Annotated in this window: 20 protein-coding genes and 1 pseudogene; 7 read left to right on the forward strand and 14 right to left on the reverse strand. The window is 40.5% G+C overall.

Going from position 1 to position 25,912, the window contains the following annotated elements:
• Nucleotides 1–89 precede the first annotated feature (89 nt).
• Nucleotides 90–968: a LysR family transcriptional regulator gene (locus AC27I2_RS15640; RefSeq protein WP_487204803.1), complete on the forward strand. Its 879-nt coding sequence runs from the start codon at nucleotides 90–92 to the stop codon at nucleotides 966–968.
• 120 nt (nucleotides 969–1,088) lie between these two features.
• Here AC27I2_RS15640 and AC27I2_RS15645 read toward each other — a convergent pair whose 3' ends face one another.
• Together AC27I2_RS15645 and AC27I2_RS15650 are read right to left on the reverse strand one after the other, a co-directional pair.
• Nucleotides 1,089–1,535 (reverse strand): hypothetical protein, encoded by a 447-nt coding sequence (locus AC27I2_RS15645; protein ID WP_487204804.1) that lies wholly within the window; start codon nucleotides 1,533–1,535, stop codon nucleotides 1,089–1,091.
• Between the two features lie 459 nt (nucleotides 1,536–1,994).
• Nucleotides 1,995–2,456, reverse strand: a complete 462-nt coding sequence (locus AC27I2_RS15650; RefSeq protein ID WP_487204805.1) for a TlpA family protein disulfide reductase — start codon at nucleotides 2,454–2,456, stop codon at nucleotides 1,995–1,997.
• 670 nt (nucleotides 2,457–3,126) lie between these two features.
• On the opposite strand from AC27I2_RS15650, the gene AC27I2_RS15655 reads away from it, so the two are divergent.
• Entirely contained in the window at nucleotides 3,127–3,612 is a 486-nt protein-coding gene (locus tag AC27I2_RS15655; RefSeq protein ID WP_058404565.1) for a hypothetical protein, read from the forward strand.
• 20 nt (nucleotides 3,613–3,632) lie between these two features.
• Here the strand turns inward: AC27I2_RS15655 and AC27I2_RS15660 are convergent, their stop codons facing one another.
• Complete coding sequence (locus AC27I2_RS15660) at nucleotides 3,633–4,838, reverse strand: anhydro-N-acetylmuramic acid kinase (protein WP_487204806.1); 1,206 nt, start codon at nucleotides 4,836–4,838, stop codon at nucleotides 3,633–3,635.
• Nucleotides 4,839–4,985: 147 nt separating this feature from the next.
• Between AC27I2_RS15660 and AC27I2_RS15665 the strand changes: the two are divergent.
• The 3 genes and pseudogenes from AC27I2_RS15665 to AC27I2_RS15675 all read left to right on the forward strand — a co-directional run bounded on the left by AC27I2_RS15665 (nucleotide 4,986) and on the right by AC27I2_RS15675 (nucleotide 7,347).
• Nucleotides 4,986–5,474 (forward strand): annotated as a pseudogene (locus tag AC27I2_RS15665) (GNAT family N-acetyltransferase).
• Between the two features lie 178 nt (nucleotides 5,475–5,652).
• Nucleotides 5,653–6,681, forward strand: coding sequence for an NADP-dependent oxidoreductase (locus AC27I2_RS15670; protein WP_487204807.1), 1,029 nt, complete (start codon nucleotides 5,653–5,655; stop codon nucleotides 6,679–6,681).
• 48 nt (nucleotides 6,682–6,729) lie between these two features.
• On the forward strand, nucleotides 6,730–7,347 hold the full coding sequence (locus AC27I2_RS15675; RefSeq protein ID WP_138529378.1) for a glutathione S-transferase family protein: 618 nt from the start codon (nucleotides 6,730–6,732) through the stop codon (nucleotides 7,345–7,347).
• Nucleotides 7,348–7,412: 65 nt separating this feature from the next.
• Here the strand turns inward: AC27I2_RS15675 and AC27I2_RS15680 are convergent, their stop codons facing one another.
• The 4 genes from AC27I2_RS15680 to AC27I2_RS15695 form a co-directional block, all read right to left on the reverse strand.
• Nucleotides 7,413–7,721, reverse strand: a complete 309-nt coding sequence (locus AC27I2_RS15680; RefSeq protein ID WP_058551455.1) for a YkgJ family cysteine cluster protein — start codon at nucleotides 7,719–7,721, stop codon at nucleotides 7,413–7,415.
• 140 nt (nucleotides 7,722–7,861) lie between these two features.
• Nucleotides 7,862–8,269: a substrate-binding domain-containing protein gene (locus tag AC27I2_RS15685; RefSeq protein WP_058404559.1), complete on the reverse strand. Its 408-nt coding sequence runs from the start codon at nucleotides 8,267–8,269 to the stop codon at nucleotides 7,862–7,864.
• A 12-nt stretch (nucleotides 8,270–8,281) separates the two neighbouring features.
• Entirely contained in the window at nucleotides 8,282–9,355 is a 1,074-nt protein-coding gene (locus AC27I2_RS15690) for a porin (RefSeq protein ID WP_058404558.1), read from the reverse strand.
• Nucleotides 9,356–9,472: 117 nt separating this feature from the next.
• Entirely contained in the window at nucleotides 9,473–11,401 is a 1,929-nt protein-coding gene (locus tag AC27I2_RS15695; protein ID WP_058404557.1) for a RecQ family ATP-dependent DNA helicase, read from the reverse strand.
• Nucleotides 11,402–11,636: 235 nt separating this feature from the next.
• Here AC27I2_RS15695 and AC27I2_RS15700 point away from each other — a divergent pair, with 235 nt between their 5' ends.
• The gene (locus tag AC27I2_RS15700; RefSeq protein WP_487204808.1) at nucleotides 11,637–12,941 is read left to right on the forward strand and encodes an NAD(P)/FAD-dependent oxidoreductase; all 1,305 of its coding nucleotides are present in this window, start codon (nucleotides 11,637–11,639) and stop codon (nucleotides 12,939–12,941) included.
• A gap of 110 nt (nucleotides 12,942–13,051) precedes the next feature.
• Nucleotides 13,052–14,551 (forward strand): phospholipase effector Tle1 domain-containing protein, encoded by a 1,500-nt coding sequence (locus tag AC27I2_RS15705; RefSeq protein ID WP_487204809.1) that lies wholly within the window; start codon nucleotides 13,052–13,054, stop codon nucleotides 14,549–14,551.
• 120 nt (nucleotides 14,552–14,671) lie between these two features.
• Here AC27I2_RS15705 and nagP read toward each other — a convergent pair whose 3' ends face one another.
• From nagP to AC27I2_RS15740, 7 genes are all read right to left on the reverse strand, one after another.
• On the reverse strand, nucleotides 14,672–15,967 hold the full coding sequence (gene nagP, locus AC27I2_RS15710; RefSeq protein WP_058404554.1) for an N-acetylglucosamine MFS transporter NagP: 1,296 nt from the start codon (nucleotides 15,965–15,967) through the stop codon (nucleotides 14,672–14,674).
• Nucleotides 15,968–16,002: 35 nt separating this feature from the next.
• The gene (gene nagA / locus AC27I2_RS15715) at nucleotides 16,003–17,130 is read right to left on the reverse strand and encodes an N-acetylglucosamine-6-phosphate deacetylase (RefSeq protein WP_138529368.1); all 1,128 of its coding nucleotides are present in this window, start codon (nucleotides 17,128–17,130) and stop codon (nucleotides 16,003–16,005) included.
• Nucleotides 17,131–18,129 carry a glucosamine-6-phosphate deaminase NagB-II gene (nagB-II, locus tag AC27I2_RS15720; RefSeq protein ID WP_058404552.1) on the reverse strand — a complete coding sequence of 333 codons (999 nt, stop codon included), beginning with the start codon at nucleotides 18,127–18,129 and terminating at the stop codon, nucleotides 17,131–17,133.
• Entirely contained in the window at nucleotides 18,129–19,037 is a 909-nt protein-coding gene (gene nagK, locus AC27I2_RS15725) for an N-acetylglucosamine kinase (protein WP_058404551.1), read from the reverse strand. The genes nagB-II and nagK overlap by 1 nt, the downstream gene beginning before the upstream one ends.
• A 161-nt stretch (nucleotides 19,038–19,198) precedes the next feature.
• Nucleotides 19,199–21,868 carry a family 20 glycosylhydrolase gene (locus AC27I2_RS15730; protein ID WP_487204810.1) on the reverse strand — a complete coding sequence of 890 codons (2,670 nt, stop codon included), beginning with the start codon at nucleotides 21,866–21,868 and terminating at the stop codon, nucleotides 19,199–19,201.
• Between the two features lie 20 nt (nucleotides 21,869–21,888).
• Nucleotides 21,889–22,926: a cupin-like domain-containing protein gene (locus tag AC27I2_RS15735; protein WP_487204811.1), complete on the reverse strand. Its 1,038-nt coding sequence runs from the start codon at nucleotides 22,924–22,926 to the stop codon at nucleotides 21,889–21,891.
• 85 nt (nucleotides 22,927–23,011) lie between these two features.
• Nucleotides 23,012–25,675, reverse strand: coding sequence for a TonB-dependent receptor (locus AC27I2_RS15740; RefSeq protein WP_487204812.1), 2,664 nt, complete (start codon nucleotides 25,673–25,675; stop codon nucleotides 23,012–23,014).
• Nucleotides 25,676–25,912: the final 237 nt, after the last annotated feature.

Below are 25,912 nucleotides of genomic sequence, written 5' to 3' on the forward strand. Positions count from 1 at the left end.
AACCTCAAAATATAACTCCAATATATTAAAATCATGATTCAATAACTTAAAGTTATACAATTTAGAGTTATGCAATTTAAGGTTATACAATGAACTTACATGCACTTAGGGTGTTTTATACGGTGGCTAAAGTAGGTAGCTTTTCAGGCGCAGCCGAGGCACTTTTTATAAGCCAGCCCGCTGTTTCTAAAGCGCTAAAAGAGCTAGAGCATCAGTTAAATATTCAACTTATTGAACGTGCATCGAAAGGCAAAAAGCTCACCTTAAGTGAAGGCGGCCAAGCCCTATATGATCACGCCCGCAGTATTTTTGCTATCGAAAAAGCCGCCCTTGACGATATTAAATCGCGCACAGGGCTTAAGCGTGGCACGCTCGTTATTGGCACCAGCACCACTATTGCCAGTTATTGGCTACCGCCTTATTTAGCTAAATTTTGTGCCCAGTACCCACATATAAAAGTAGAAGTACAAGTGGCTAATACCGCGCAAATTGAGCACGCATTGCTAGAGTGCACTATCGATTTAGCACTGGTTGAGGGCACCCCGACCGAATCACATATAATAAGTAAACACTGGCAAAACGATTTAATGAGTGTCGTTATTCCCAGCAACTTTAAGCCTACTAAAGACTTAAACGCATGGTTAAACGAGCAGTTTTGGCTACTGCGCGAGCCGGGCTCTGGCACTCTAGAAATGTCGGTTAAGTTATTAGCAGAGCATGGCGTACAAGCTGACCGCAGTATGCAATTAGGCAGCAACGAAGCCATAGCAAGGGCTGTTGCTCAAGGTATGGGGGTCGCTTTATTGCCAAATGTAGTCACAGAAGATTTAGTGCAGCTAGGCAAATTAACACGCCTGAGCAAAAAAAATAACGAGCAACTCTCTCGGCCACTTTATCAACTGCAATATAAAGACAGACCCTCTTCGCATGCCGCGCAAGCATTCGAAAAAAACCTGTTTAGTGAATAGTACTCACAATGTGAGAATTAAGGCACCATTAGCAAATTGAGATAAAGTTTAATATGTAAAATCGAAATTTGAGCACTTTAGTTTTCTCGTGCCTGTTAGCTGAGCTAAAACTCTCTTGCGTTAGGTGACACACCTTTCATGCTTCACTATTAAATTAAAATAGTTTTTAAACATGTGTTCGGAACTAATATCCCTAAAATCCACATCAAAATAGTAGCCGTCTTCTAGAATTTCTAAACTCTCTAAGTCATTACAAATTAATTCAAGAATCAAGTGTTTATATTTTGGGGTTATACTTTCGATTTCATTCAAAGTGAGCCCTTCAGCATCAAAGTTTAAAACAACTCTTAAACTGGTACCTGAATAACCATGCCTTACAAAACTAATTCGGCTATCAATGGATGAAAAAAAAGTGCTGAAGTGATTTTTATCTTCCTCGTATTCCCATTGGGAAGCATCTCCCCAAATTAAAATAAAAATAGCACCAAAAATAGCTGCAGCTACATATAGTTTGTTGGCATTAACCAAGAACCACAATTGAATTTTTTCAGAGCTCATTAACTTCATAAGTCACTTCACTTTTAAATAAAAGACTAAAATGAGTCGGATAAAATAAGCAATTAATGAACAAAGCTAATGCCTTGCTTATTTACATATTTGGTTAATATAACCAAACTCAAGAAAAGTACCTTGATGCCACACCAATAACTATAAGTAAAATAATTAATGTAACCCAATACCTTTTTGAACCATCTAAATTTTCACCACATACAGGGCACGTTGATGATGTTATTGGCGTACTATCAATATTTATTGTTTTAACTACTGGTGAGGTAATCCCTGATTTACACTTTTTACACTTTTTACACTTCATAAATATCCCTATTAATTTTAAATAAAATTACTGGTTGATGTTCGCATAACGCTTAACAAACCGACGCTAAATATCTGCCTATGATTAGCAACAAATCAAAAAAGCCAAGCTTTATAGCCCCTAACTGAATGGCTATAACATAAGGATAGACCTTACAAGCCTTGCGTTAAATCTTCTGCTAATGTTCCGGTTGGCTTTTCAATGACGCGAACTAACTCTTTACCATCGTCTTTTACTATAAACGTAGGCGTGTACTGCAAATCGTATGCCTCAGCTATTCCGGCATCATCGCGTTTGTTGTAACCCACTGCCACGTAGTCAATACTTGCAAGCTCTACCTTAGATTCATCAATTAACTTAATCAGCTTAGGCACTTCGCGATGGCTGTCGTGGCACCAAGTACCAAATAATACAATTAGCTCCTTACCTTCTAGCTTTTGCATTAAGGCAATATCTTGTTCGGTTGGCGTAAATGCGTTGTATTGTTCGTTAAATTTATCGTAGTCGCTTAATAGTGCTTGTGTACTTATCTCACCCGAAAATGGCGCAACATCATCCGCACATGCTGCCAGTGGTAAGCTTAACGCACACAATAAAATTAATTTTTTTAACATAAAGTTACTTTATAAAGAAGAGTTTAAACAACTATACCCAATGTTTAGTATTGAGTGAATAAAGAGTTCATACCGTAAAATTTTATTTCCAATAAACTTTGCTGAAATTTAAAGAAAATATTCACTCTGCCTAAACAGTAAAAAAACATAAGTCGATCTTAAACTAGGGTCTGTTGATCTTAGTGGATTAAATTTTGTTCAAACTAGGGGCTATTTAATAGCGGCTCGAGGTTTGTAACCTAGTGTGCTTGATATCGGCTCCTAATTTACTTTACTGGTTTACATGCATGTAATAATAAATAAAAACCGAGTAAACTTCCGCGTCCTGCTCACGCCCCCACCTAAACCCATGAAGGCAAATAAGCGTAAATAGCCCCTACGAGCCCCATTGGACAGCGCCTGTTTGGCAATAAAGCGACGTTATCGCCAATTTATGGAGAATAAACTAAATTGGCTTTGCCTTACCTAAATACCAAACAAACTGGTGTAAATTCAATCTTGAAAACTCAACAGACCTTAATAGTTAACTGAAGCTCTGGTTAGTTAAGATCGCTTTTGATCAAACTACTCAATAATTATACGATTTCGTACAATAGTCATAATTCTGTAATGTTGATGGTGGATAATTTCTACTCGATAAACTGATACTGTTGTAAGAAGACGAAGTAAAATGACCACACCTCTAGTGCAATTAACATTTGCACTGCAATCACTTGATGACCCGATGTCTGCGGCAATGAGCCACACCATGGAATACGAAAACCTTTCGGTACAAGCTAATGCGCTTCATGCAATCACGCTGCAATGCGATTTACCCGATGCGGTACATGAAGGCGATGTTATTTCGCTTAGCGCAACACATCCAAGTGCCCGTGGTGCTCAGTACTTTACTGAAAACATTATTACGCAAGCTGATTTAGAGCGTGGTTACGTTAACCTTACTTTAAACAAAATCACCCACAGCCAATGTTTTGTAATGCAGCTAATGTTGCATGGAAAATACGCCACCTTAAAAAATAGCCTTCAGTTTGATATGAATATTAACGCCTTTGAGGGCGGCTATAACGCGCCACTCATCAATATCGAGCAATCAAAACCACAAGGGTTGCGCCGATATTTTGCAGGGGTAGGATCAACCTTTTTATCGTTATTTTAAACCGGTTTGATCGAGAAAGCTTAATCGGGAAAGCTTATTTTCCCCATCGTTACTCCCGCAATACCTTGTGAGCAGCCTTTAAAATGTTGTTTTTCACCTGCTAGGCATTCGTTTGCTAAAATGGCAAACAATACGGCTTCTTTTGCATCGGGATCGATTCCCAATACTTGAGTATTTTTAAATGCCTTAACCTCTGGGCAAAGAGTTAAAAGCTGTTCCATTAATAACGGGTTATGTATTCCGCCGCCACTGGCATATACCACACAGTTTCCCTTGTTTTTAGCGCACTCTTTTATTGCAGCACTTATTACATTAGCACTAAATGCATTGAGTGTTGCCATTACATCTTGATGAGTTAAATCCTGTGTATTGGAGAGTGCTTGAGCCGCTTTTAAATACGCTAAATTAAATACTTCTGGCCCAGTTGTTTTAGGCATACTTAAATTAAAAAAGTCATCCGTGCATAACGCATTTAGCAAAGGTGTATTCACCCTACCTGTTTTTGCTATCTTTCCACCATTGTCGAAATGCATCCCCTCAAAATATTTTTGTACGTAGGCATCCATTATTGTATTACCCGGGCCAATATCGGAGCTAAATACCGCGCTAGCATCACCGCACTTGGGTAAAAATGTTAAGTTAGCGATACCCCCCATATTAAGCAAAATACGGTTTTCAACAAGGCTTGAAAAAAACAAGTAATCGCCATAAACTGCAAGAGGTGCGCCTTCGCCCCCTGAGGCTATGTGCTTTTGCCTAAAATCGCCAATAGTTGTAATGCCGGTAGTAACGGCTATTTGGTCGCTATCGCCAATTTGTAATGTGCCATTAGTAAAGCTTTTATGATTATGTTGTGACTGTGGGCAGTGGTAAATTGTTTGCCCGTGACTGGCTATAACATCAATGCTTGCCGGATTTATCTGCCAAGTATGTAAGCACTGATTAACCATATCGCCATGTAATTTACCCACCCACGGGTGTAATAAGGTTACAAGTTCTAAATCGCACTCTCGTTTTGCAAATACCTGCTTTATTTTGCTTTTATACTCATTGTTATAGTCAACGGTAGTGAAATTTAGTATTTCAATATGCGTGTTTAAGCCTGCACCGCTTACCTTACATAAAGCGACATCGAGCCCATCTAACGAAGTACCACTCATTAAACCTATAATTAAACGGCTTGGTTTTTGGGCACTATTATAAAGGGCGGCTATGTGTGGATGCATAAAAGTATCTTAAACAGGTATCATATTTTGCTTATATTAGAGTAATTTAAAACAAAGTTATAGGCGTAAACGGTTAATCTTTGTGATTGTGCAATCTCTAATTGCTTGCTAACTTGACCCGTATGCAACAGACACTTAATTAAAACAATGATCACCCTAAGAGATTTTCAACCGCACGATGCCCCGCATATTATTAAAACCTTAAACGATGGGCTGGTGACACGCTTTTTATCGTCTAAAATTCCATTTCCATACACTCAAGCTGATGCGGATTGATGGATAAACCAAGGCTCAAAAAATGGTATAATTAAAGCCATAGTTGTTAATGGGCAATTTGCAGGTTGTATAGGTATCACCCCAGGAGAATTTGAATACAACCGCAGTGGCGAAATAGGCTATTGGCTTAATAGTCACTTTTGGAGGCAAGGAATAATAACACTCGCTATTACACAAATTTGCGATGAAGCCTTTAAAAACTCAAATCTAAACCGTATTTTTGGTGCTGTATTTGCTGGCAATATTGGCTCTATAAAGGCACTGACTAAATGTGGTTTTGAAGCCGAGGCCACTCTCAAACACGCCATTTATAAAGACGGCGTTTTTTATAATAGTCATATATTTAGCAAGCTAAAATAAATTGTTTAGAATAAATACTCTGCAAAGCTTGAATTAGCAGCCCCCCGCCCAAAACTCCTGTTATAAGGTACAAATTTGTACATATATAGACTACTTAGCGCGCATTATTGTTTATGCCAATTAGGTTATTAAACGCATACACATTCGTTAAGTGGGTTCATATTCAAAAGGAGATTTTATGTCTGCAACTAGTCGTCAACTTACTTTAGCATCACGCCCACATGGCGCCCCGAACGATGAAAATTTTGAACTTAAAACAGTAAACCTACCAGCGCTTAAAGATGGCGAAGTGCTGCTGCGCACTATTTACCTTTCACTTGACCCATACATGCGTGGCCGTATGAACGATGCAAAGTCGTATGCTGATCCGGTAAACGTGGGCGATGTAATGGTTGGCGCTACAGTGTGCCAAGTAGAAGAGTCTAAAAACGATAAATTTAGTGAAGGCGAATGGGTGCTTGCCTACACTGGTTGGCAAGACTACGCCATTACCAATGGCGAGGGCTTAATGCAATTAGGCAAAGAACCTGCAAATCCGTCTTATGCGCTTGGCATTATGGGTATGCCTGGCTTTACGGCTTACATGGGCTTACTTGACATTGGTGCGCCTAAAGAAGGCGAAACGGTAGTCGTCGCCGCCGCAACAGGGCCAGTGGGCGCAACCGTTGGTCAAATAGCTAAAATTAAAGGCTGTAAAGTAGTTGGCGTTGCTGGTGGCAGCGAAAAATGTGCCCATGCCGTTGAAAAGCTAGGCTTTGATGCATGTATCGATCACAAAGCCGATGACTTTGCAGAGCAACTAGAAAAGGCCTGTGATAACGGCATAGACGTATATTACGAAAATGTGGGCGGTAAAGTATTCGACGCCGTATTACCCCTACTCAATACCGCAGCTCGTGTACCGCTGTGTGGTTTAGTATCGCAGTATAACGCAACAAGCTTACCAGAGGGGCCAGATCGCTTAGGTATGCTTATGGGTCAATTACTTACTAAACGTATTAAAATGCAAGGCTTTATAATTTTTGACGACTACGGCCACCGCTACGACGAATTTGCACAAGACATGCAAAAATGGCTACGCGATGGCAAAGTACAATACCGCGAGCACATGGTAGAAGGTATTGAAAACACCATAAGCGCATTTAACGACATGCTTAGTGGTAAAAACTTTGGCAAAACCGTTGTTAAAATTAACGAGCCTCTTTAAATTTTACTAAGCGTTACTGCCTATGCAGTAACGCCAACAAGGACTGACATGATAAAACTACACCATTTAAACAAATCACGTTCAAAACGTATTATCTGGCTTTTAGAAGAGCTAGATGTTGATTACGAAATTGTTGCCTACCAGCGCAATACAGAAACTTTTTTAGCGCCTGACGAACTAAAAAAAGTGCACCAATTAGGTAAGTCGCCTGTTATTGAAGACGATGGTTTGATTGTTACTGAATCTGGCGCCATCACCGATTACTTAATTACTAAATACGGTAACGGTAAATTTGCGCCAAAAGCAGGTACTGCTGAATACGTTGATTATCAGCAATGGCTTCACTTTGCAGAAAGCTCTGCAATTTTACCACTACTACTTAAAATGTTTGTGCTAAAAGATGGCGCTAAAACACAGTTTTTAGAAGGATACGCTGATGCCGAAACCGCTAAAGTTATTAGTTACTTCAACGACCGCCTAGAAGGTAAACGTTATTTAGTTGGCGACACTCTAACCGGTGCCGACTTTATGATGTCGTTTATAGTTGAAATTGTTAAAAACGCTGGTCAGCTAGGTCACTTTAAAAATCTCGTTAAATACGACGAGCAATTACAAAGTCACGAAAAGTTTCATACAGCTAATGAGTTAGAGGCTAAATACGATTAATTAGCTTAAGTACAAAACACAGATAAACCAAAGGGGCTTGTTAAGCCCCCTTTTTAAAGTGCAAACTATATTCCCGCTAACTCACGTTCGGTAATACACTCACCCGATGCCATTTCAAACTCGCGGCATACCAAAGGGCGGTTCTCGTAAATAGAGCACATTAGCGTGTTACGATCGAGTGCTTCGCACCAGCCATCATCAGCGCGTTTCATTACTTCACTGCCCCATTTGTCGTATTCAATAAAATTAAAAGGGACACCGGTGTCGGTTACTATACGCACTTCTAATTGACAGCAACACGCTTGGCAATTGGCACATGTAATTGGCTCTGGCGTAGATGCAATTGTTTTACTTGGAATAACGGTATGTGGCATGGTGGCTTAAATAAAAGAAACACATAAGATAGGATACACGAGCACGCTAAACGCGCTAGTTAATTTTAATGATGAACAAATACAGTAAAATAAAGCGTGCTGCTATTTAGCACGCTTTATTGTTTGGTTTTAGTGTTAAATTAAAAGGTTAATACTACTTTAACATCATCAGACACGGTAGATGCCGAAACAAACCCAATCGTATTTGGGTTAGCTGCAACCATTTTGATCACCTCAGCGTCATTTTCTAGCTCTTTTGGTGGTGTACCTTTTCCCGTAAAAATAAGCTTTGACCAATAAGCTCTTAACTGTGAGGCGCTTTTATTAAGCAACTTACTATTAAACTGCTCGGTAGTCGGGTTTTTTGAATCTTGTGAAATTGGAATGATCGTATTGCCATTACTAAACGACTTTTCTTTTCCTGTATAGATTCGACTAATAACGGATTCATCAAAGCTACTCTCGTTTGACGGATGTACAATAATAGCAAAATCAGCAAAGGCAACGTTGCTAAACAAAAACAGTACACATAACATTAATTTTTTCATTTTTAATTCCTCTTAAAATACAACATCAACACCAAGCGTGATTGCCTTACTATCACCCGCTACCGCTAAATCGAATGAATCATCTTTGACTCTATCGTACTGCATTTTGAGTGCCGCTGAAGGATGAAAATCCCAACGAACCCCCACCGCAAAGGTATTATGGCTTTCAGTATCACCTTCACCTTCTTGCTCAAAATCTGAAAACATCACATAAGGTGTAATTGCATCAAACCGGTATCCCGCACTGATCATATAGGTGTCTAGGTTTCCATCTAGGTCTAAACGGTTGAGTTCGCTTAGTACAAAAAAATCGCCAAAATCAAAATTGGCTGCTAAACCATAAAATTTACCATCACGGCTATCTTTTCCATCCCATAAAACAGGCTCACCAGAACGAAAACGTTTATTAGTGTATTGCATGTGCGTTACTCTCACTTCAAGCCAATCATGGCTTAACGAAAGTACCCCACCTAGCATATCTTCCCAAATTTCTCGGGTAGGCTCTTGAAAGAAAAAGTCTGATAGCAGTTTGTTGTCGTCATCATCTTCTTTACCAGCATATACATTAGCCGACACTCCCCACTCTCCAATCGAGCCAGAATAAAGAAGGTTTACGCCCTCATAGTTAAATACTTGCCATGTATAATTGTCGGCAGGTGCCCGCATCCATACATATGCGTAACCTACGTCAAAAAAGTCTGAGTAATAAAAAAGAGGCAAACGTTTTTTACCCGCTTGAACCGTCCAATTATCATTAATTTCATACGAAATATATGCCCACTCAAAATTAGCATCAAAATCGTTTACACCTCGGGCAACAATTTGACCTGTGACAGATAAGCCTTCACCAAGGTCCCCCGACACTTGTATGCCAATTAACGACTCAGGCGAGAAAGATAAATCTTCTGTATAGCCACTCACATTAGGGTAGTCAGCCAAAAAAGTTGGCTCAACACCGTATTGCGGCACACCACTTCCACTTAGTACTTTACCAGCGTTAATACTTGCAAAGCCTGAAATATTAATTTCAGCGTAACTAGTCCCTGAAATAAATACTCCTAACAGCATCAATTTTTGCAGTTTCATCGTTCACCTCATTTTTATATGACCTTCATAGTCATGTTGAGTATAGTTAAACGATGAAAAAACAAACAAAAATTTAACATTTTTTATAATTATGCGAGTTTGGTCATCATTTCAATACTATCTTGCAAGCAGTGTTGCTTTAATTTCGCTATAGCGCTGCTGCTCGCACAGTGCAAAGCCACCTAGTTGACGCACTTTATTTCGGGCAAACAACGGGACACTCATGCCGGCTAAAAAGCGGCACTGCGTTTCAATACCTACACTGTGAATACCTTTTGTTGCCATATGCGCTAAAAACTCATCCACTTTTTGATAAACAACATCATCGGCAATGTGAGCAGGTTCTATTGAATACTCAAGCTTTACAGCATTACCACGGCATACACTACAATGCCCGCATTGCGCTGGCGCATTTTGATCGTCAAAATAGCGAGCTAAGTTATAACTCAAGCACGTTTGCAGTTCAAAAAAGCGCACTAACGCAGCAATTCGTTTAATCTCAGCCTGTTCTTTGTCAACAAAGTAATGGTGCAGTTGCGCGGCAAGCTCTGGGTTATTTATAACCTCACCATGCACCTTATATACTTGGGTAATACGTTTAGTTTCAAGAGTAATAAGGTTTTTTTCGGCTAGATAGTCAAGTGCAGCCACTACGCGTTTACGGTCAACCTGCGCAGCTTGGGTAAGGGTGTCAAAATTAAGCGTGCCCCATATTTTTTTAAAATCGGTGTGGCTAAATATTTGCGATAAAAAGGCTTGGCGTTGCTCGTCAAACTGGCTAAGCAATTCATTTTTATCAACCAAAAACTTGTATTTAAAATCGGCGTAATAGGCGTACTGCGGCGTTATTGCACCTTGCATTTCTAGTTGTACCAGCAAAGTCTTAAGCGCTAGCTGCCTAATATTACTCTCGCTCGAAAGGCTGTACTCTTGCATTTCCCATTGCTGTTGGCTTTGGCGAATATCGTTAATAACGTGCTCAATACCACTAAGCTCGGGGGTGTCGCCGTACACAAAATTCTCTACTGTGTTTAGACCATCTAAATTAGCCAATGTATAACAATTTGAAGGGTTGCCATCACGCCCTGCACGGCCAATTTCTTGGCTGTAGTTTTCTATAGATTTAGGTAAATCGTAATGAATAACAAAGCGAATATCTGATTTATCAACTCCCATGCCAAAGGCTATTGTTGCCACAACAACGTTAATTTTGCCCGCCATAAAATCGTCTTGAATTTGCCCGCGAAGCGTATCTTCAAGCCCTGCATGATACGCCACCGCTTGCAAACCCTGCGCGCTTAATATATTGGCAACTTGCTCTGCGCTTTGTTGTAGTGTGACATACACAATACCGGGGCCAGTTTGCGCACGCACTATGTTAGTAAGTTCGGTGTTTTTATCAGCTGTTTTTACACTTAGCACACTTAAATCGAGGTTTGCGCGGTAAAAGCCGGTTTGTACAATACACTCAGGCGATATATTAAAACGCTCAGCCATGTCACGCTTTACTTTTTTAGTGGCTGTGGCGGTTAGCAATAGTACCAGTGGAATATTTAGCTCATCACGGTAGCGCGGTAGTTTTAAGTAATCGGGTCTAAAGTTATGGCCCCATTCAGAGATACAGTGCGCTTCGTCTACCACCAACATAGAAAGCGCAACTTGGCTTATAAACTCTCTAAAGCGCTCGTTTTTAAAGCGCTCAACCGAGACCATTAATACTTTTACTTTACCACTGCGCACGTCGTTCATTACCGTGCTGCTTTGCATTTGATCTTGGCTTGAGTCAAGGCTTGCAGCATAAATGCCTTTACTATTTAAAAAGCTTATTTGATCTTTCATCAATGCAAGTAAAGGCGATACCACTAAGGTTAAATGAGGTAAATGTAAAGCCGTTAGCTGATAACATAACGACTTACCCGACCCTGTGGGAAATATAGCCAATGATGACTGCCCATTTAAAAGTTGCTCTATGGTTTGCTGTTGCCCAGTTCTAAATTGTGAAAAGCCAAAATGCTGCTCAAGTGATTGTAATAACGGCGTATTCATAAAAATGTCCTTTTAGGCGATGTAAACACAGGGCTAAAACAAAAAGTGCAGCCAAGATGAAGTATTTGCAAGTTAGTATACAGTAAATAACATGATTTAATGCTGACATTTCCTTTAATTAGGCGCACACTATAGCCCCATAAACGTGTGCTTTGCCAAAATAATTTTTGATACCCAAGTCATTTTAAAATAATAAAACAGATCGCTTGGGTATATTATTTTTAAGGTCATAGTCATGAATATAACCAAACCTAAAATCGTCGTTATTGGCGGTGGCGCAGGTGGATTAGAGCTTGCAACTCAGTTAGGGCATAAACTAGGGAAGAAAAAACACGCCGAAATACTACTCATTGATAAAAACCGCACCCATATATGGAAGCCGCTATTGCACGAGGTTGCAACAGGCTCTATTGACCCCGATTTAGATGGCGTAGTTTACTCTGCCCATGCCGCAAAACATCATTATAACTTTCAACTTGGTACCTTTTGTAATCTCGACCAAAGTAATAAAACCATCACTCTCGCCCCTCTTTTTGACGAACTTGGACACACTATTTTACCCAAGCGCACTGTACGTTACGATCATCTTGTTATTGCTATTGGCAGTGTAAGTAACGACTTTAATACACCTGGCATAAAAGAGCACTGCTACTTTTTAGACTCAAATCAACAAGCGGAACGTTTTCAGCATTCATTGCTCGATAGCTTTACTCGCCTACACCAAGACGATAACCAGCAACAGTCTCTTGATATTGCAATTGTTGGCGGAGGAGCTACCGGTGTTGAGCTATCAGCGGAGCTGTATCATGTATCTGAGCTGTTAAAGCTATATGGACTTACAAATATGTCGTCTAAGCGTTTGCACATTCATTTAATTGAAGCAGGGCCACGTATTTTGCCCGCATTAACAGAGCGAATTGCCGTAAGCGCCAAACGTGAGCTACTCAAATTGGGTGTAAACGTACGCGAGCAAACACAAGTGAAGGAAGCTACGGAACAAGGCTTTATAACCAAAGACGATGAACACATTAATGCCGATATTATGGTGTGGGCTGCAGGCGTAAAAGCGCCAGACTTTATTAAAGACTTAGGCGTTTTTGAGCTTACCCGTAACAACCAAATTCAAGTTAATGAGTTTTTACAAAGCACCGTCGATGAGAGTATATTTGTACTGGGCGACTGCTGCGCTTTTACTCAAAAAGACGGAAAGCTCGTTCCACCGCGCGCGCAATCGGCGCATCAAATGGCGCTATGTGTTGAAAAAAACCTCATTGCCACTTTAAAACAACAACCTTTGTGTAGCTTTAAATATAGCGATCATGGCTCATTAGTTAACTTATCGCGCTACAGCACGGTAGGTAATTTAATGGGTAACTTAACCAGCAACACCTTTTTTATAGAAGGGCGCATAGCCCGCTTTATGTATATATCGCTTTATCGCATGCACCAACGCGCCATTCATGGCAGCGCAAAAACCTTTGCGTTATGGATAAGCGAAAAAGTCCTGCGTGTAGTGCGCCCTAAAATGAAATTACATTAATAAAAAGCTTAAGGCGGTAATAAACACGTTTAATAAATATTTATTACCGCTGTCTTTGATTTTTCACAATTCCCATATAAATTTATACAAACTACTGAGGGAAATAGGCAATGACGGGCAAAACGCTAATTTTTAATTTTGATGGTACCGGGGGCGAGCCTCGCGACGCAGAGCAATTTAACTCAGACCATTTTAAAGAAGACAGTAGTATTTCTAACATCCTCAAGCTGCATTTATTATTAGGTGGCAAACTTGATGACTCCCCCACCACTCCATTTACAAACCAGCTTAGTTTTTATTATCAGGGCATTGGCACTAAAGGTAGCCGCTTAAAGCGCATTTTAAATCAAACTTTAGCACCGCGCGGTGACGATGTTGCTAGCATTTTGAATCAAGCAATTAACGACTTTAAAGCACATTACCAACTAGGCGACACTGTGCTGCTTACTGGTTTTAGCCGAGGTGCAGCCCTAGCTAGACGCTTTGCAAAATGTTTAGAAAGCCTTATCAGCGAGCATGTTTATTTATGTGTGTTTGATACCGTTGCCTCTATTGGGCTTTCTAAAGTAAGTAAAGCGACACGCGGCGCAGAGCATGTTATTTTTGAAAACCACACCATTGCACACAATATAACCGCGGCGCTGCATTGTGTTGCGCTTGATGAAAAACGCCGTGCGTTTGAGCCCACGCTAATGAACCATCAAAATAACATTACTGAACTATGGTTTGCAGGCGCCCATTCAGATATAGGGGGTGGTTATTACCGCGACGGATTAGCCGATATTTGCTTACGTTATGCACTTGAGTGGTTAATTGAGCAACCGTTAGCTATTTCATTGTTAACAAGTCACGAGATAAATTACGAAACACTCCTACCAACGAGTAATTTAATTGCACAAGACGATGTTACTGTGATCCCAGATCCACTTGCACTTAGCCACCAACAAAACTACTTTTGGTTTAATTCGCTCTTTAAACTGGTAGATAGAGAATGCATTGTACTGGTTGATAATGAGGTAAGCACTATAGAGCCCCTTATACACCACAGTGTGGCTACACGAATTAATAAGCTCACCAGCTACCGTCCTGAGTCACTTAAAAAGCTAACATACAAAATTAGCTACAGTGACGACTCTACATTAAGTTTTACCGGCTTAAGTGCGCACATTACGCTTGCCAACCAAAATATGAGCGTATTAAGTATTGGCCAAAGCCAAGATGTGGTGGTATTTGCGAGTGAGTTTTATAACAGTACGGGTTTGATGCTTGAGCAAGGTGCAACCTATCGCTTTACCCCATACCCTGAGCAATATTGGTTTGACGACGGCATAAAGTGTACACCCAAAGGGTGGCATCGTGATAACGTGCAACTTGGCGTAAAAGAAATACCTATGGCATTACTGGAGCCTTTTAGGCGCAAGCCAAATGCTGATTGGTTTGCTTTAATTGGCGCCATTGATAAAAGTGACAGAGCCTTATTTGAAATAGCGCAAGGAGCAGATATAACCATGACTAAATCGGGCGAGTTTTGCCCTTTCGCTAACGATTTAAGCCGTTTTTATGGGGCAAATGCTGGCAGGATAAAACTAAAAGTAACGCGCTTAAGTTAACGTGTAATAGTTAACTTGAACTGTGGGTAATAAATCTATCCCTCGCCAAAGCTCAGGTTCGTTAATCATCAGTGCACTTTATATTGCAAAGTGCACTGGAGTTAGTGTAGCTGGTGGACGTTATTGCTTTTTCATTTTATGGCCTTTTACGGCGTAAAATAATATAAATAAGTAACAAGGTAACAATACAGAGTAGCCAGTTTGTAGCGAGGTAAAGCCGCTCAATAAACCCCATAACACCGGACCAAATGCACCGCCTGCTATACCCATTACTAACAGTGCAGAGCCTGTGCTTGTTAGTTTTCCAAGCCCCGACAACGCAAGTGGAAATACCGCGGGCCAAACAATGGCGTTTGCTAAGCCTAAAAAAGCTATAAGTAGTAATACATCGGGTAAGTTAGCGCCACCTAATGGTATTAACAATGCGTTGGCAATAATAAACGACTGCGCATCAATTAATAAAATGCACAAGGTAATAGCAATACCTAATACGGCTGATAGTGTGAGGGCTGTTTGTTGAGTTATAAATTTGGGAATAAGCAAAATACCCAAAATATAGCCAAACACCATAAAGATCATGGTGTAGGAAGTCATCACACTATAATTAGCAACGCCAAGAGAGAGCGCAAAAGTGCCAATGGTATCGCCAGCAATAACTTCTACTGCAACATATAAAAAAATGGCAATCGCCCCAAAAACTAAGTTAGGGTGAGATAAAGTTTCGCGTATTTCACTGTTGCTACTTGTTTGCTCAGCATCGTCAGTAATAAGTTCGGGTAATGGTGATTTTTTAACGGCAAACGCTAATAGTCCAATAAATAGTGCCATACCTAAATAAGGAAGAATAAGACCATTTGCCATATCATCAACTTGTTGCTGGCTAAGCTCAGTGCCTACTGTATCTGTAAAATTACTTAAAATTAACGCGGTAAACACTAAAGGAGAAATAACCCCCGCCCCTTTATTGAGTATGCCCATAATACTAATGCGAACCGCTGCAGACTCTTCTGGCCCAAGCCTTACAACATAAGGATTAACGGCAGTTTGAAGCAATGTTTGTCCTGCGCCCATCACTAGCTGTGCTAGCAAAAATAAAGGAAAAACTTGCGACATCGCAGCAGGAATAAATAACAAGCCGGCAATCATCATTAACCCCATGCCCATCGCCATACCGTTTTTGTAACCAACTTTTTTAATTAACACTGCCGATGGCAATGCTGTAAAAGTCACCGCGATATAAAACGAAAATAAAATTAACGAACCCTGAAATGGCGTTAACTTTAATATTTGGCTTAAATAAGGCATTAGTGAACCATTTAGCCACGTTGCAAACCCCAGTATAAAAAATAATACTGCCACAATAGCCATGGGCAGCATGCTACTGCTTTTAGGTGTATCCATAACATTTGTTGTCATGTTATTTTTCCTTTATTTATATTTATTATCGTTTTTTAAAAAAGCTGTTCACCACCAATCCACGTGCTTATAACCTGTTGGTGTGTATCGAGTTGAACAAAATTAGCAGGGCTGCCAACAATTAACCTTCCATGTGTTGTGGGTAAGTTAATATACTGTGCTGGGTATAAAGATGCCATTTTTAGTGCTTCTGATAGTGGCAACTGTAAATGCTCTACGCTATTTTTTACAGCCGTTGCCATATCAAGTACTGAGCCTGCAAGCTCCCCCGTTGTTGAGGTTAACTTGCCTTGGTTAAGTGTTACTGTTCGATCGAAAAAAGCAAATTCAGTTTCGTTTGTACCTACCGGTGGCATTGCATCGGTCACTAAAAACACACGCCCTTTAGGTTTAGCTTTCAGTGCTACTTGGCATGCAGCATAATCAACATGATGACCATCAACTATTAAGCCACAATAGGTATTATCATTTAGCAAAGCACACCCCACAACGCCTGGCTCACGCCCTTGTAAAGGCGACATGGCGTTGTATAAATGTGTAAATCCTGTAGCGCCAGCATCAACGGCTCGTTGTGCCTGCTCAAAACACGCATTTGTATGGCCCAAGCAAACATGTATGCCTAACTCACGCATTTGAGTAATATCACTAGGTAGTACATTTTCAGGGGCTAATGTAACCACCACTTTGCCTATATCTTTGCGCGATAAAACTTGCCACTCATCATCTGAAATCGGACGAATAAATTCTTCGCTATGTGCCCCTTTTTTAGCTATAGATAAATGCGGTCCTTCAAAGTGAATGCCCAAAATGCCAGGTGTGTGTTTAACAATCGCATCGGCTATTACATCAGCCGCTTGGCGCATAACTTCAACTGTATCGGTAATTAAAGTAGGCAGCATGGCTGTTGTGCCATACTTAGCGTGAGCCATAAGCATTCGTTTAACCTCTGATGCACTGCGTGCTCGGTTAAACAATACACCTCCACCACCATTTACCTGTAAATCTATAAACCCAGGGGTAACTACGCCTGATAAGGTTTCATCTACATTATTAGTATTATCATCAATAGCGGTAATAACACCCGCGTCAATTGTAAGCACTTTTTCTTTTAAAAACTGATCACCATCAAACAGCGTAGCAACAAAAATACGTTGAACTGACATTTATAATGTCCTTGTTACTTTTTTAAGCCCTTTGGGCTCGTCGGGGTTAAAGCCTCGCTTAACTGCCACTTTGGCAATATCTAAATAAAAACGCTGCAGCACTAAAAACGGCGCTAAACGTGGGTGCACTGCAATTCCATTTTGAGTAAGGTTGATAATGTGAGCGCCGCGCTGGGTTACGTCTGCTATTTGCTGCTGGTGAGAGTATGCGGTTTCATCTTCTACCGCGCAGTTTAAAATCACCAAACCTTGTTCAACTAACGTAACGGGGCCGTGTAAAAATTCTGCACTACTAAATGCCTCTGCATGAATAGCACACACTTCTTTAAGTTTTAATGCCATTTCTTTAGAGACTGAAAACCCTAGACCGCGTGCTAATACAACCATGTTTTTAACAGGCAAAAATGCGTCTGGCTGAAGTTGTATTGGTGAGTCAATGATTGCATCTAATGCTTCAGGTAACTGCTTTAACCCTTGTAATAATTCATTATTTTGAGTCCAATTAGCAACTAAATGCACTAAAGCTGACAGCGTAGATAAATAACTTTTAGTCGCCGCAACCGATATTTCATCTCCCGCTTTAAGCCCAATAAAGTCATCAACAATGTCTTTTAACGGTGACGCCTCGTCATTTACCAGTGCAATACAGTATGCGCCAGCTTCTTTTGCCATTTTAGCTTGGGCAATAATATCTGGGCTTCGTCCTGATTGAGAAATAACAATCACCAATGCACTATCAAGTTTAAGTGTTTTACCGTACACACTGGCAACCGACGGCGCCGCTGAACTAACAGGAATACCTGCTTCAATTTCTATTAAATATTTACCAAATACTCCAGCATGATCTGACGAACCACGGCCGATGATCATCACCATTTTAGGCGCAATATCACGTAGTTTTTGGCCAATTTTTTCTACTAGAGGCTGATTAGCAAGAATTTGCTGTTTAATGACTTCGGGCGTTTGCGCCGCTTCTTTTTCCATTAATGTGTGATACATCATAACTCCTGACTGCTGTAGTTAACTTGCTGTTGTTTCGCGTAAAGTACTGATCCCATTTCGGGTGATGATAAAGGCGCAGATAAAACACCTTGAATATCTATGTCTAGCCAAGGCGTCATAACCGAAGACAATCCACCTATAAAAGATAATCTTGGTGATTTTTTGGCTAATAATTGACGAGCAATGTCACTCAAATAGGCACCGCTTTCTTTTAAAATACTAATAGCAATATCGTCGTTTGCCGCAGCCGACTGAAATACACACCCGGCTAATTGAGCAAAAAATGCAGCCGGTTTATTTGCAATAATTTCGACTAACTCCATGGCATCATTGACAGACAAATACTTTAAAATACATTCAGTCAGCGTGTTATTAGGCATTAGCTTATCTAAGCTCAACAGCACGTTTTGGCATGCTGTAAAGCCAATCCATGCACCACTTCCTTTATCGCCATGCGGAAAGCCATGCCCGCCAATCATAAAAGACTGTCCTTTAACATATGAAAAACCACACGAACCCGTACCAGCAATTATCACTGCACCATCATCACCTTGATGTGCACCCATACAAGCAATAAGTAAATCGGTAGTTAAATACATTGTTTTGAAGGGGCTTTTCCAATGCATCATTTGTTTATGTAGGCTTGGTAAGTTAACACCCGCCAACCCCACACCCGCCACTAAGTAAGATAAAGGGGTTTCACTTAAACCTGCATCATTAAGAGCTAATTGGGCAGACTGCTCTATAGAATTAATGGCCTGTGTAAATCCATGTAAAGGGTTTCCTGGCCCAGCAATACCCGTTCCTAAAATTTCATTCGCGCTGTTAACGATAATTGCTTTACATTTAGTGCCGCCCCCATCGATCCCAACAAAGAGTTCATTATTAATTGTATTGGTGATCATTTTTGCCTCTTTACTTGTTCGACCGTGTTGCATAACACTCAAAATAAAACACGCTGCCAGAGCGGATGAATCTTATACTAACACAAATGACAGCGTTGTCATTATTTAATTTATATTCAAATTATGTTTCTACACCTCTTATAATTTAAGGGGTGTGTATGCTACTGCTGTGTTACTTTTAATGTACGACTAACACGACCAGATACTGGCAATTTGGTACGCACCCACACATCTTGAGTTACTTTTACCGGCGCATTATACGTCTGCCATTGTCCTCCGGCTTGCATATATTCTATTAGCAAACCGGGGTAAGCAACGTTAGCGTACAACATGCCGTTTTCAATTTTGGCTCCTGCGTTAGCAATGCGAAAGTGCACATTTGCCCTCTCTAACTTATTAAACTCTTTAAGCCCTAAACTAGCGGCAAACGTTAACCATTGTTGGTCTCGCTGCTGCTTCAGTGAAGGCGTAAAACGCTGCGTGTTTCGGCTATAAACAAAGCCATCATGATCGTAAGGCACCGCCCATTGCGCTTTGTGCCATGCGCGTTGTGCTAACGATAATAAACGAGGAAAAAGCTTATACTCAGCCATATTATTGGTACGGGTGTTTTCGCTCCATAACTGACCTTGAATACCAATAAATTGCTTACCTTTTTCAAGCGGTGCAAACTCAACTTCACCTGCATCATTTTTTATGACCGTGTCGTTTGCGGTGTAAGGCCTATCTTCTCTGTCTAACCAAAATTCGGCGTGCACGGGTAAATTATCAGGCATAAATTGAAATACTTTTTCTGTATTAATATGCCTTGAAGCCCAGTAATAACCGTGCTCTTGAGGATCGGCTTCATAAGGAAAATCAAAATATAAAACATCGGGTGATGACACCACTACCTGCCAATTACGATTAGCAAATTGGTGTGCGCGCTGGTGGCCATTCCACATCAGTAAATCCCAACTATTACCTTGCACAATGTCAGGCATATTATTTGGGTTAGTATGCGATAGGCCATCACTCCATGCAGCTGTTTCAATATTCATGTCAGCTAACATGTTCGACACACGCTCTATAAAGTAGCTACCTAATTGCTCAGCTTTGGTAAACAGCAAATTATTTTGTTTAATAAACTCAGTACACGCTGGAGACGACACCCATGCACCCGCTGTTTCATCTGCACCTATGTGATAACGCGTTAGCGGGTGCTGCGCTTCATTATGAATTATTTTAACTTGCTCCATAACTTCGCGTATAAACGCATACGATGAATCTAAACATACATTGATGGTGTTATCGTTGTAATGCTGTACCGAAGAATACACGGTGGTATCGAGCGGATCATAAAGTAAAAACTGTTCAGCTTTTTGTTTATTACCCTGTTTTATGTACTTATTATAACGAGCTTGCATAGCCTTAATAGCCGCTCGCGAATGACCTGGCATATCTAATGAGGGAATAACTTGAATATGTCGCGCACTCGCAAATTTAAGGATTTCTTGGTAATCATCCACTGAATAAAAACCATTAACCGGGCTAGAAGTATCTATACCAGCACCAAGTTGTGGCATTAAACACTCCTGCTCTGAGAGGTCAAAACAGCGTTTTGAAGCAACATCAGTAAGCTCTTCAAGAGAAGGGATTTCTAAACGCCAACCTTCGTCATCGGCTAAATGTAAGTGTAATTTATTAAGCTTATATGCAGCCATTTGATCAAGTAACTTTAATATAAATGCTTTGTCTCGAAAGTTACGGGCCACGTCCACCAACACGCCTCTAAATTCATAATGAGGAGCATCGTTTACCTGACCTATTGGCAATGTTGTATTGTTTACTTGGTATAAACTCGCCAAGCTCTGCAAGGCATAAAACACGCCAGATTCATCAGTGGCGCTTATATTTATTTCACTGACATTAATTGCTAATGTATAACTACCTTGTGAGCCATCTTTTGTGGGTGTTAAATTAAGATTTACCGCAACACCAGATTCACTTGTCGTTAAACCCAATAATTTAAGTCGCTCAATGGCCGCAGTTACCCCTTTTTCATTTACACCATTGAGGTTAAAGCGTAAGCCTTGGCTAATATCTAGCTGTTGTATTTGACTAAATGTAGCCCTAGTTGGAGTAGGAATGATGTGCTGTGCTACTTGTTTATTTTCATCTGTTAAATAAGGTGAAAAATCATATTTTGTGTTTCGCTCAAACAAACGTTCTGCTGTCAGCCATTGTGTTTCATCGTTTTTAGTACGCTTAAATTGTCGCTCGTAATCACTATAAGGTACAACATGAGGTAATAGCTCTAAACCTGTCTCAGGGTCAACAGTGGGCTTTGTACTTGTAATTACTTTGGCGTACTCATTATGGTTAACCAAAATATAATTTGGGATTGCATCACTTTGCGATAACGACCAAAAATTAGCATAAAACGTAATAGTTTTGGTTTCGCCTGCTTTAAACCCCGTAAACGCCTCTTTTAACTCAATTACATGAAGGTCACCATTAACATGAGTAATAGTAAACTCATCACTGAGAGCCTGTTGAATAGGCGTAATTTGACTAAAGTAAATTTTCCACCCATCCACATTAACGGCACCACTTGCCTTAATGTGTAGCTTTGCTTCAAAGCAATTACCGTTTTCAATGGTTTTATCGCAGTATTTTGACGGTCTATTATCGACTTGTTCGTACTGTATTTGTAGCATATTAGCGAGTGACTCTATTGCGCTATTACTCGCTTGAACCAGTTCAACATTTTGTTTGTGTGTTTTTGTGTCCTGACACGCTGTTAAGCTCAATGCTATACAGCCTGCTATCAGTAATGATTTGAGTGTCATTGCCTGTATCCTTTAATCTATTAACTGAGCTGCTTGATAAGCCACTGCTTAACTTGCGCTCGTTGTTGACTTGTAAGCGGGTTTAAGATTCCTTTAAGCTGTTCAGGAATATGCTGATTTTGCGCCTCTTCAAAGTCAAAAATATGGTAGTTAAAAAAAGCCTGCCACGCTTTTTTTTGAGCTGTGGGTAAATCTCTAATGGCCATAATTGATAACAATAATGCATCCATTGGCACGGGTTCACTGCTCTTTGCAATAGACCCGCCCGACCAATAATTCATCATCATATTTATAGGACTTAATGCCTCTACATGATGCCACCACAAGGTAGGAATATATAATGCATCCCCCGGTTGTAGCTGAGCGACAAGTGCCTCATTGAGTGCTTGCTTAAACTTGGGGAATTTTTCAAAATCGGGATTATTTAAATCCACCATTGAAACTGGCGCACCCGCTGGCGTATGCTCAATAGAGCCTACATACAAATTTGTTATTTGATGCGGTGCAAATAAAGTAACCTTGCGCTCACCAGCAATTACGCAGGCAATATTTTCTGCATCATCATAATGAGCCACCACCGTTGACTGATTACCCAGCCAAAATCGCGGCTGTGGTTTATCTGCAAATAACGCCATAGTGTGAGTTGTTGCAAGGTCATTAAAATAATCAACAACTGGGGCACTTTGAATAGCAACAGCACCAGAGTTATTACCCGCCTTTATTAACTCTGCATTTTGTAATAGCACCTGCATAAATTGCATAAAAGGTGCAACTTTGCGGGTAAAGTTAAATCCATCACGCGCTTTGTTATAAAAAAACTGAGGTGATTCACTTCGCGGTATTTCAGCCATTCGAACACTGCCACCCACATAATGCTCGCTTAACATGTTAAGCCAAGCATGAGGGTTCTCGCCTGTGCAGCTAGTTACTTGCTTTACTAACGGCCAATCACTTATCAATCCTTTTAAAATAGCGGGCTCGGCTAGTGGTGCTATGTCGTTTTTAAACATAGCTGGAGTTACATTATGCCAAGTTGCGACCTGTTTTAAAGCACGCATAATTAAAGACCATAATTTGTATCAAGGTGATTAATAACCAAAAGCCGAGCTAAACTCGGCTTTTGAAATGCTTATTCATATTAACTTAAAAGTTAACACGAATACCTGCCACATAACGGCGTCCATTAGAGTAAATAGACATAATGCGTTCTTCATTCGTGTTGTACTCAACAATTTCTTCATCTGTTAAGTTAACCGCTTCTAAAGTAAGCGTTACGTATTCATTTACATTATAAGAGGCGCTTGCATCCCACTGGCCAAAGGCGTCATTGAAAAGCTCATCACCATTAAAGTGAAGACCTTTATACCAGTCGCTTCGGTAGTTATACATAATGCGCGCTTGGTAATCGTCGTTTTCGTAATATGCCATTAAGTTAAGCATATTTTTCGATGTCCCTTCGACTAAGCCACTTCCAACCTGATTTGTATCGCGCTGCTCATCAGCACTTGCATCTGTGTATGTATAGTTCGCTGATACACCAAAACCACCAAAATCATGTTGTAGTCCCAGCTCAATACCTTGAATTGTGCCACCTAGCCCATTACCCGGCTGTGCAAAATCAACAGGAACAAATACTTCGTTTTCCTGATCATAACGGTCTTCTGTTACGGTAACGGTAGAGCGCAATGAGCTTAAGTCTTTAGCAAAGTAAGCAATCGATAGCATTGATGCCTCGTTGTAATACCATTCCCATGACAAATCAAACTGATTTGAAATAGTGGGTGCTAAGTTTGGATTACCACGGCTACCTGTGCCACGACCGCCGGTTAATGAACCGAAGGTTTCTGACGATGAAATATCGGCCCAATTTTGACGAGCCATAACACGTGCAGCACCGATACGAAGTATTTGCTCTTCAGTTAAATCAAAAGCAATGTTAAAGCTTGGTAAAAACTCAGCGTAGTCATTATCTTGGCTTACCCAGTTTAAAACGCTTGGCGTTAACCAATCACCATTAATTGTATTTAAGCCCCACGAATCACCTGAAAATTCATAACCATAAGAGGTCTGCTCGGTGCTTACATAACGCATACCTACATTACCTCTGAAACCCTCTCCAGAAAAATCACCTTGTACATACAGCGCCAAAATATCTTCTTCTACTTCCCAAATTTCGGCTAAATTATCGTGAATTGCATAACTGGCAGATATTCCGTTTAAACCGTTAAAGGCAATTTCTTCCATTAGTTTACGGTTATGTGAAACTTGCTCAGTAATATTACCAGTCACAGCAGCATCAATACTTGTAGCGCCATTGGCATCTAAGCCACACGTTGCAAGCGTTGGGCAGGTGTCAAAAATGTGATCTAGATAATTGTCTGAATTTGCACCACCGTCGGCAAACGGTGCATGCCAACTATAAGCATGACGCCCTTGAGTTCGCTCTGCTTGGCGATATTTAACACCTGTTTTTATTGCTGTGAATGGGCCAAATTCAACATCGTATGTTAAATCGGCCTGAGCAAAGGTTTCTTCATCGGTAGTCGGTTTTGCCCCGCCCCAAATCCATCCAGCTGCAAAGTTATTACCATCGGCGGCGTTAACACCCACATTTACATTGGGTGTACCCGTTAAGTCGTAATCATAGCCTGAGCCAACAGCAACATATTCCCAAGACGTTTCACGGTAAGTCCCCCCACTCGCTGCGGTTTTACCTAGCTCAAAATTAAGGCTGTAACCGTCGCCTTGGTAGTCAATATCAAGATGTACTTGATCTGTTTCAGTACTTGATACGCGATTAATGTAATTGTAAGCATAATTACCGCCTGCGCTTGATGCTAAAATAGCGCCATTTTTAACTTTAGTCGCATTAGCAATAATTTCAGCGCGGTCGCCAAACGCAAAATTAATTAAGTTAGAATTTTGGTTGTCTACATCCATTTGCGAATCTAGATAATTTAACGTCATTAATAAGTTATCGTTCGGTGCGTATTGGAGGGTTGCAAATAAGGTTTCGCGCTCCCGGCTTTGAATAAATTTAGGTGCACCAATGTTACGAGGTACAATATACTCATCATCGTCGCTTTCAACCCAACCTAGCACTTCAAAACCTTGACGCTCTAAATTACGTTCTTGCTTAACAGCCGATACCATAACACCCAATGTTTCATCGTCATTTTTCCACGAATACATTCCCGCTAACTGTGGGTCTGTTTCGCCAGATGTTTCTGAATACTGCCCTTCTAATGACAAACTAACTGAGTTGGCATCCATATCCAACGGGCGGCGTGTTTTAAGTACAATAGTGCCCCCTATAGAGCCCTCATCAATACTTGCCACAGGTGATTTGTTCACCTCAAGTCCTTTTACAATAACTGACGGTAGCATGGTGTAGTTAAAGCTTCGGTTTGCTTCATCTAAAATAAACCAATCAGCAGTACCTACCGTTTGACCATTTAACAATGTTCGGTTGTATTTTGGGCCAGCACCACGAATACTGATTTTTTCACCTTCACCAAATTCACGGCTAACTGCAACACCAGTAATACGAGACAGTGTTTCAGCAACGTTTTTGTCAGGGAACTTGCCAATGTCTTCAGACGTGATCACGTCTGATACATTTGAAGAAAAGCGTTTTGCATTAAGGTTTTCTTTTAGTGAACTGCGGATCCCTTTAACCTCAATAACTTCCATTTCTTCTTGTGCTAATTGCGCATCTTGTGCAATGGCCGCAGCAGATAGGCTACCAGATAAAATAAGTGCAATTGAACTAGCTAGCATTCCCTTTTTAAACAGTGAATTTGACATTGGTTTCCCCTTATTGGTGTTTCATTTTTTTTAGTGTTCTAGTGTCTGAGTGTCAGTATTTTTTATAAATAAACAACGCGCTACGGTGTCATGTCATTGTGTGCAAAACCTCATGACAGCGTTGTCATTATGGAGCGACTTTACACCGTTTTTATTTTCATAGCTACATACGAGCGCAAAAAAGATACAAAATATTTACATAATAAATCATATAAATTACATAATGTGTTGTATTTT

It is taken from the genome of Pseudoalteromonas sp. NH0006-46, from assembly GCF_057547735.1.

Excerpts from the sequence above, each read along its gene's own strand:
- AC27I2_RS15730 (WP_487204810.1), bottom strand. The coding sequence starts at position 21,868 with ATGACACTCAAATCATTACTGATAGCAGGCTGTATAGCATTGAGCTTA.
- AC27I2_RS15640 (WP_487204803.1), top strand. The coding sequence starts at position 90 with ATGAACTTACATGCACTTAGGGTGTTTTATACGGTGGCTAAAGTAGGT.
- AC27I2_RS15690 (WP_058404558.1), bottom strand. The coding sequence starts at position 9,355 with ATGAAACTGCAAAAATTGATGCTGTTAGGAGTATTTATTTCAGGGACT.
- AC27I2_RS15650 (WP_487204805.1), bottom strand. The coding sequence starts at position 2,456 with ATGTTAAAAAAATTAATTTTATTGTGTGCGTTAAGCTTACCACTGGCA.
- nagB-II (WP_058404552.1), bottom strand. The coding sequence starts at position 18,129 with ATGTATCACACATTAATGGAAAAAGAAGCGGCGCAAACGCCCGAAGTC.
- AC27I2_RS15700 (WP_487204808.1), top strand. The coding sequence starts at position 11,637 with ATGAATATAACCAAACCTAAAATCGTCGTTATTGGCGGTGGCGCAGGT.
- nagK (WP_058404551.1), bottom strand. The coding sequence starts at position 19,037 with ATGATCACCAATACAATTAATAATGAACTCTTTGTTGGGATCGATGGG.
- AC27I2_RS15680 (WP_058551455.1), bottom strand. The coding sequence starts at position 7,721 with ATGCCACATACCGTTATTCCAAGTAAAACAATTGCATCTACGCCAGAG.
- AC27I2_RS15685 (WP_058404559.1), bottom strand. The coding sequence starts at position 8,269 with ATGAAAAAATTAATGTTATGTGTACTGTTTTTGTTTAGCAACGTTGCC.
- AC27I2_RS15645 (WP_487204804.1), bottom strand. The coding sequence starts at position 1,535 with ATGAAGTTAATGAGCTCTGAAAAAATTCAATTGTGGTTCTTGGTTAAT.
- AC27I2_RS15735 (WP_487204811.1), bottom strand. The coding sequence starts at position 22,926 with ATGCGTGCTTTAAAACAGGTCGCAACTTGGCATAATGTAACTCCAGCT.
- AC27I2_RS15670 (WP_487204807.1), top strand. The coding sequence starts at position 5,653 with ATGTCTGCAACTAGTCGTCAACTTACTTTAGCATCACGCCCACATGGC.
- AC27I2_RS15705 (WP_487204809.1), top strand. The coding sequence starts at position 13,052 with ATGACGGGCAAAACGCTAATTTTTAATTTTGATGGTACCGGGGGCGAG.
- AC27I2_RS15740 (WP_487204812.1), bottom strand. The coding sequence starts at position 25,675 with ATGTCAAATTCACTGTTTAAAAAGGGAATGCTAGCTAGTTCAATTGCA.
- AC27I2_RS15655 (WP_058404565.1), top strand. The coding sequence starts at position 3,127 with ATGACCACACCTCTAGTGCAATTAACATTTGCACTGCAATCACTTGAT.
- AC27I2_RS15695 (WP_058404557.1), bottom strand. The coding sequence starts at position 11,401 with ATGAATACGCCGTTATTACAATCACTTGAGCAGCATTTTGGCTTTTCA.
- nagA (WP_138529368.1), bottom strand. The coding sequence starts at position 17,130 with ATGTCAGTTCAACGTATTTTTGTTGCTACGCTGTTTGATGGTGATCAG.
- AC27I2_RS15660 (WP_487204806.1), bottom strand. The coding sequence starts at position 4,838 with ATGCATCCACACATAGCCGCCCTTTATAATAGTGCCCAAAAACCAAGC.
- nagP (WP_058404554.1), bottom strand. The coding sequence starts at position 15,967 with ATGACAACAAATGTTATGGATACACCTAAAAGCAGTAGCATGCTGCCC.
- AC27I2_RS15675 (WP_138529378.1), top strand. The coding sequence starts at position 6,730 with ATGATAAAACTACACCATTTAAACAAATCACGTTCAAAACGTATTATC.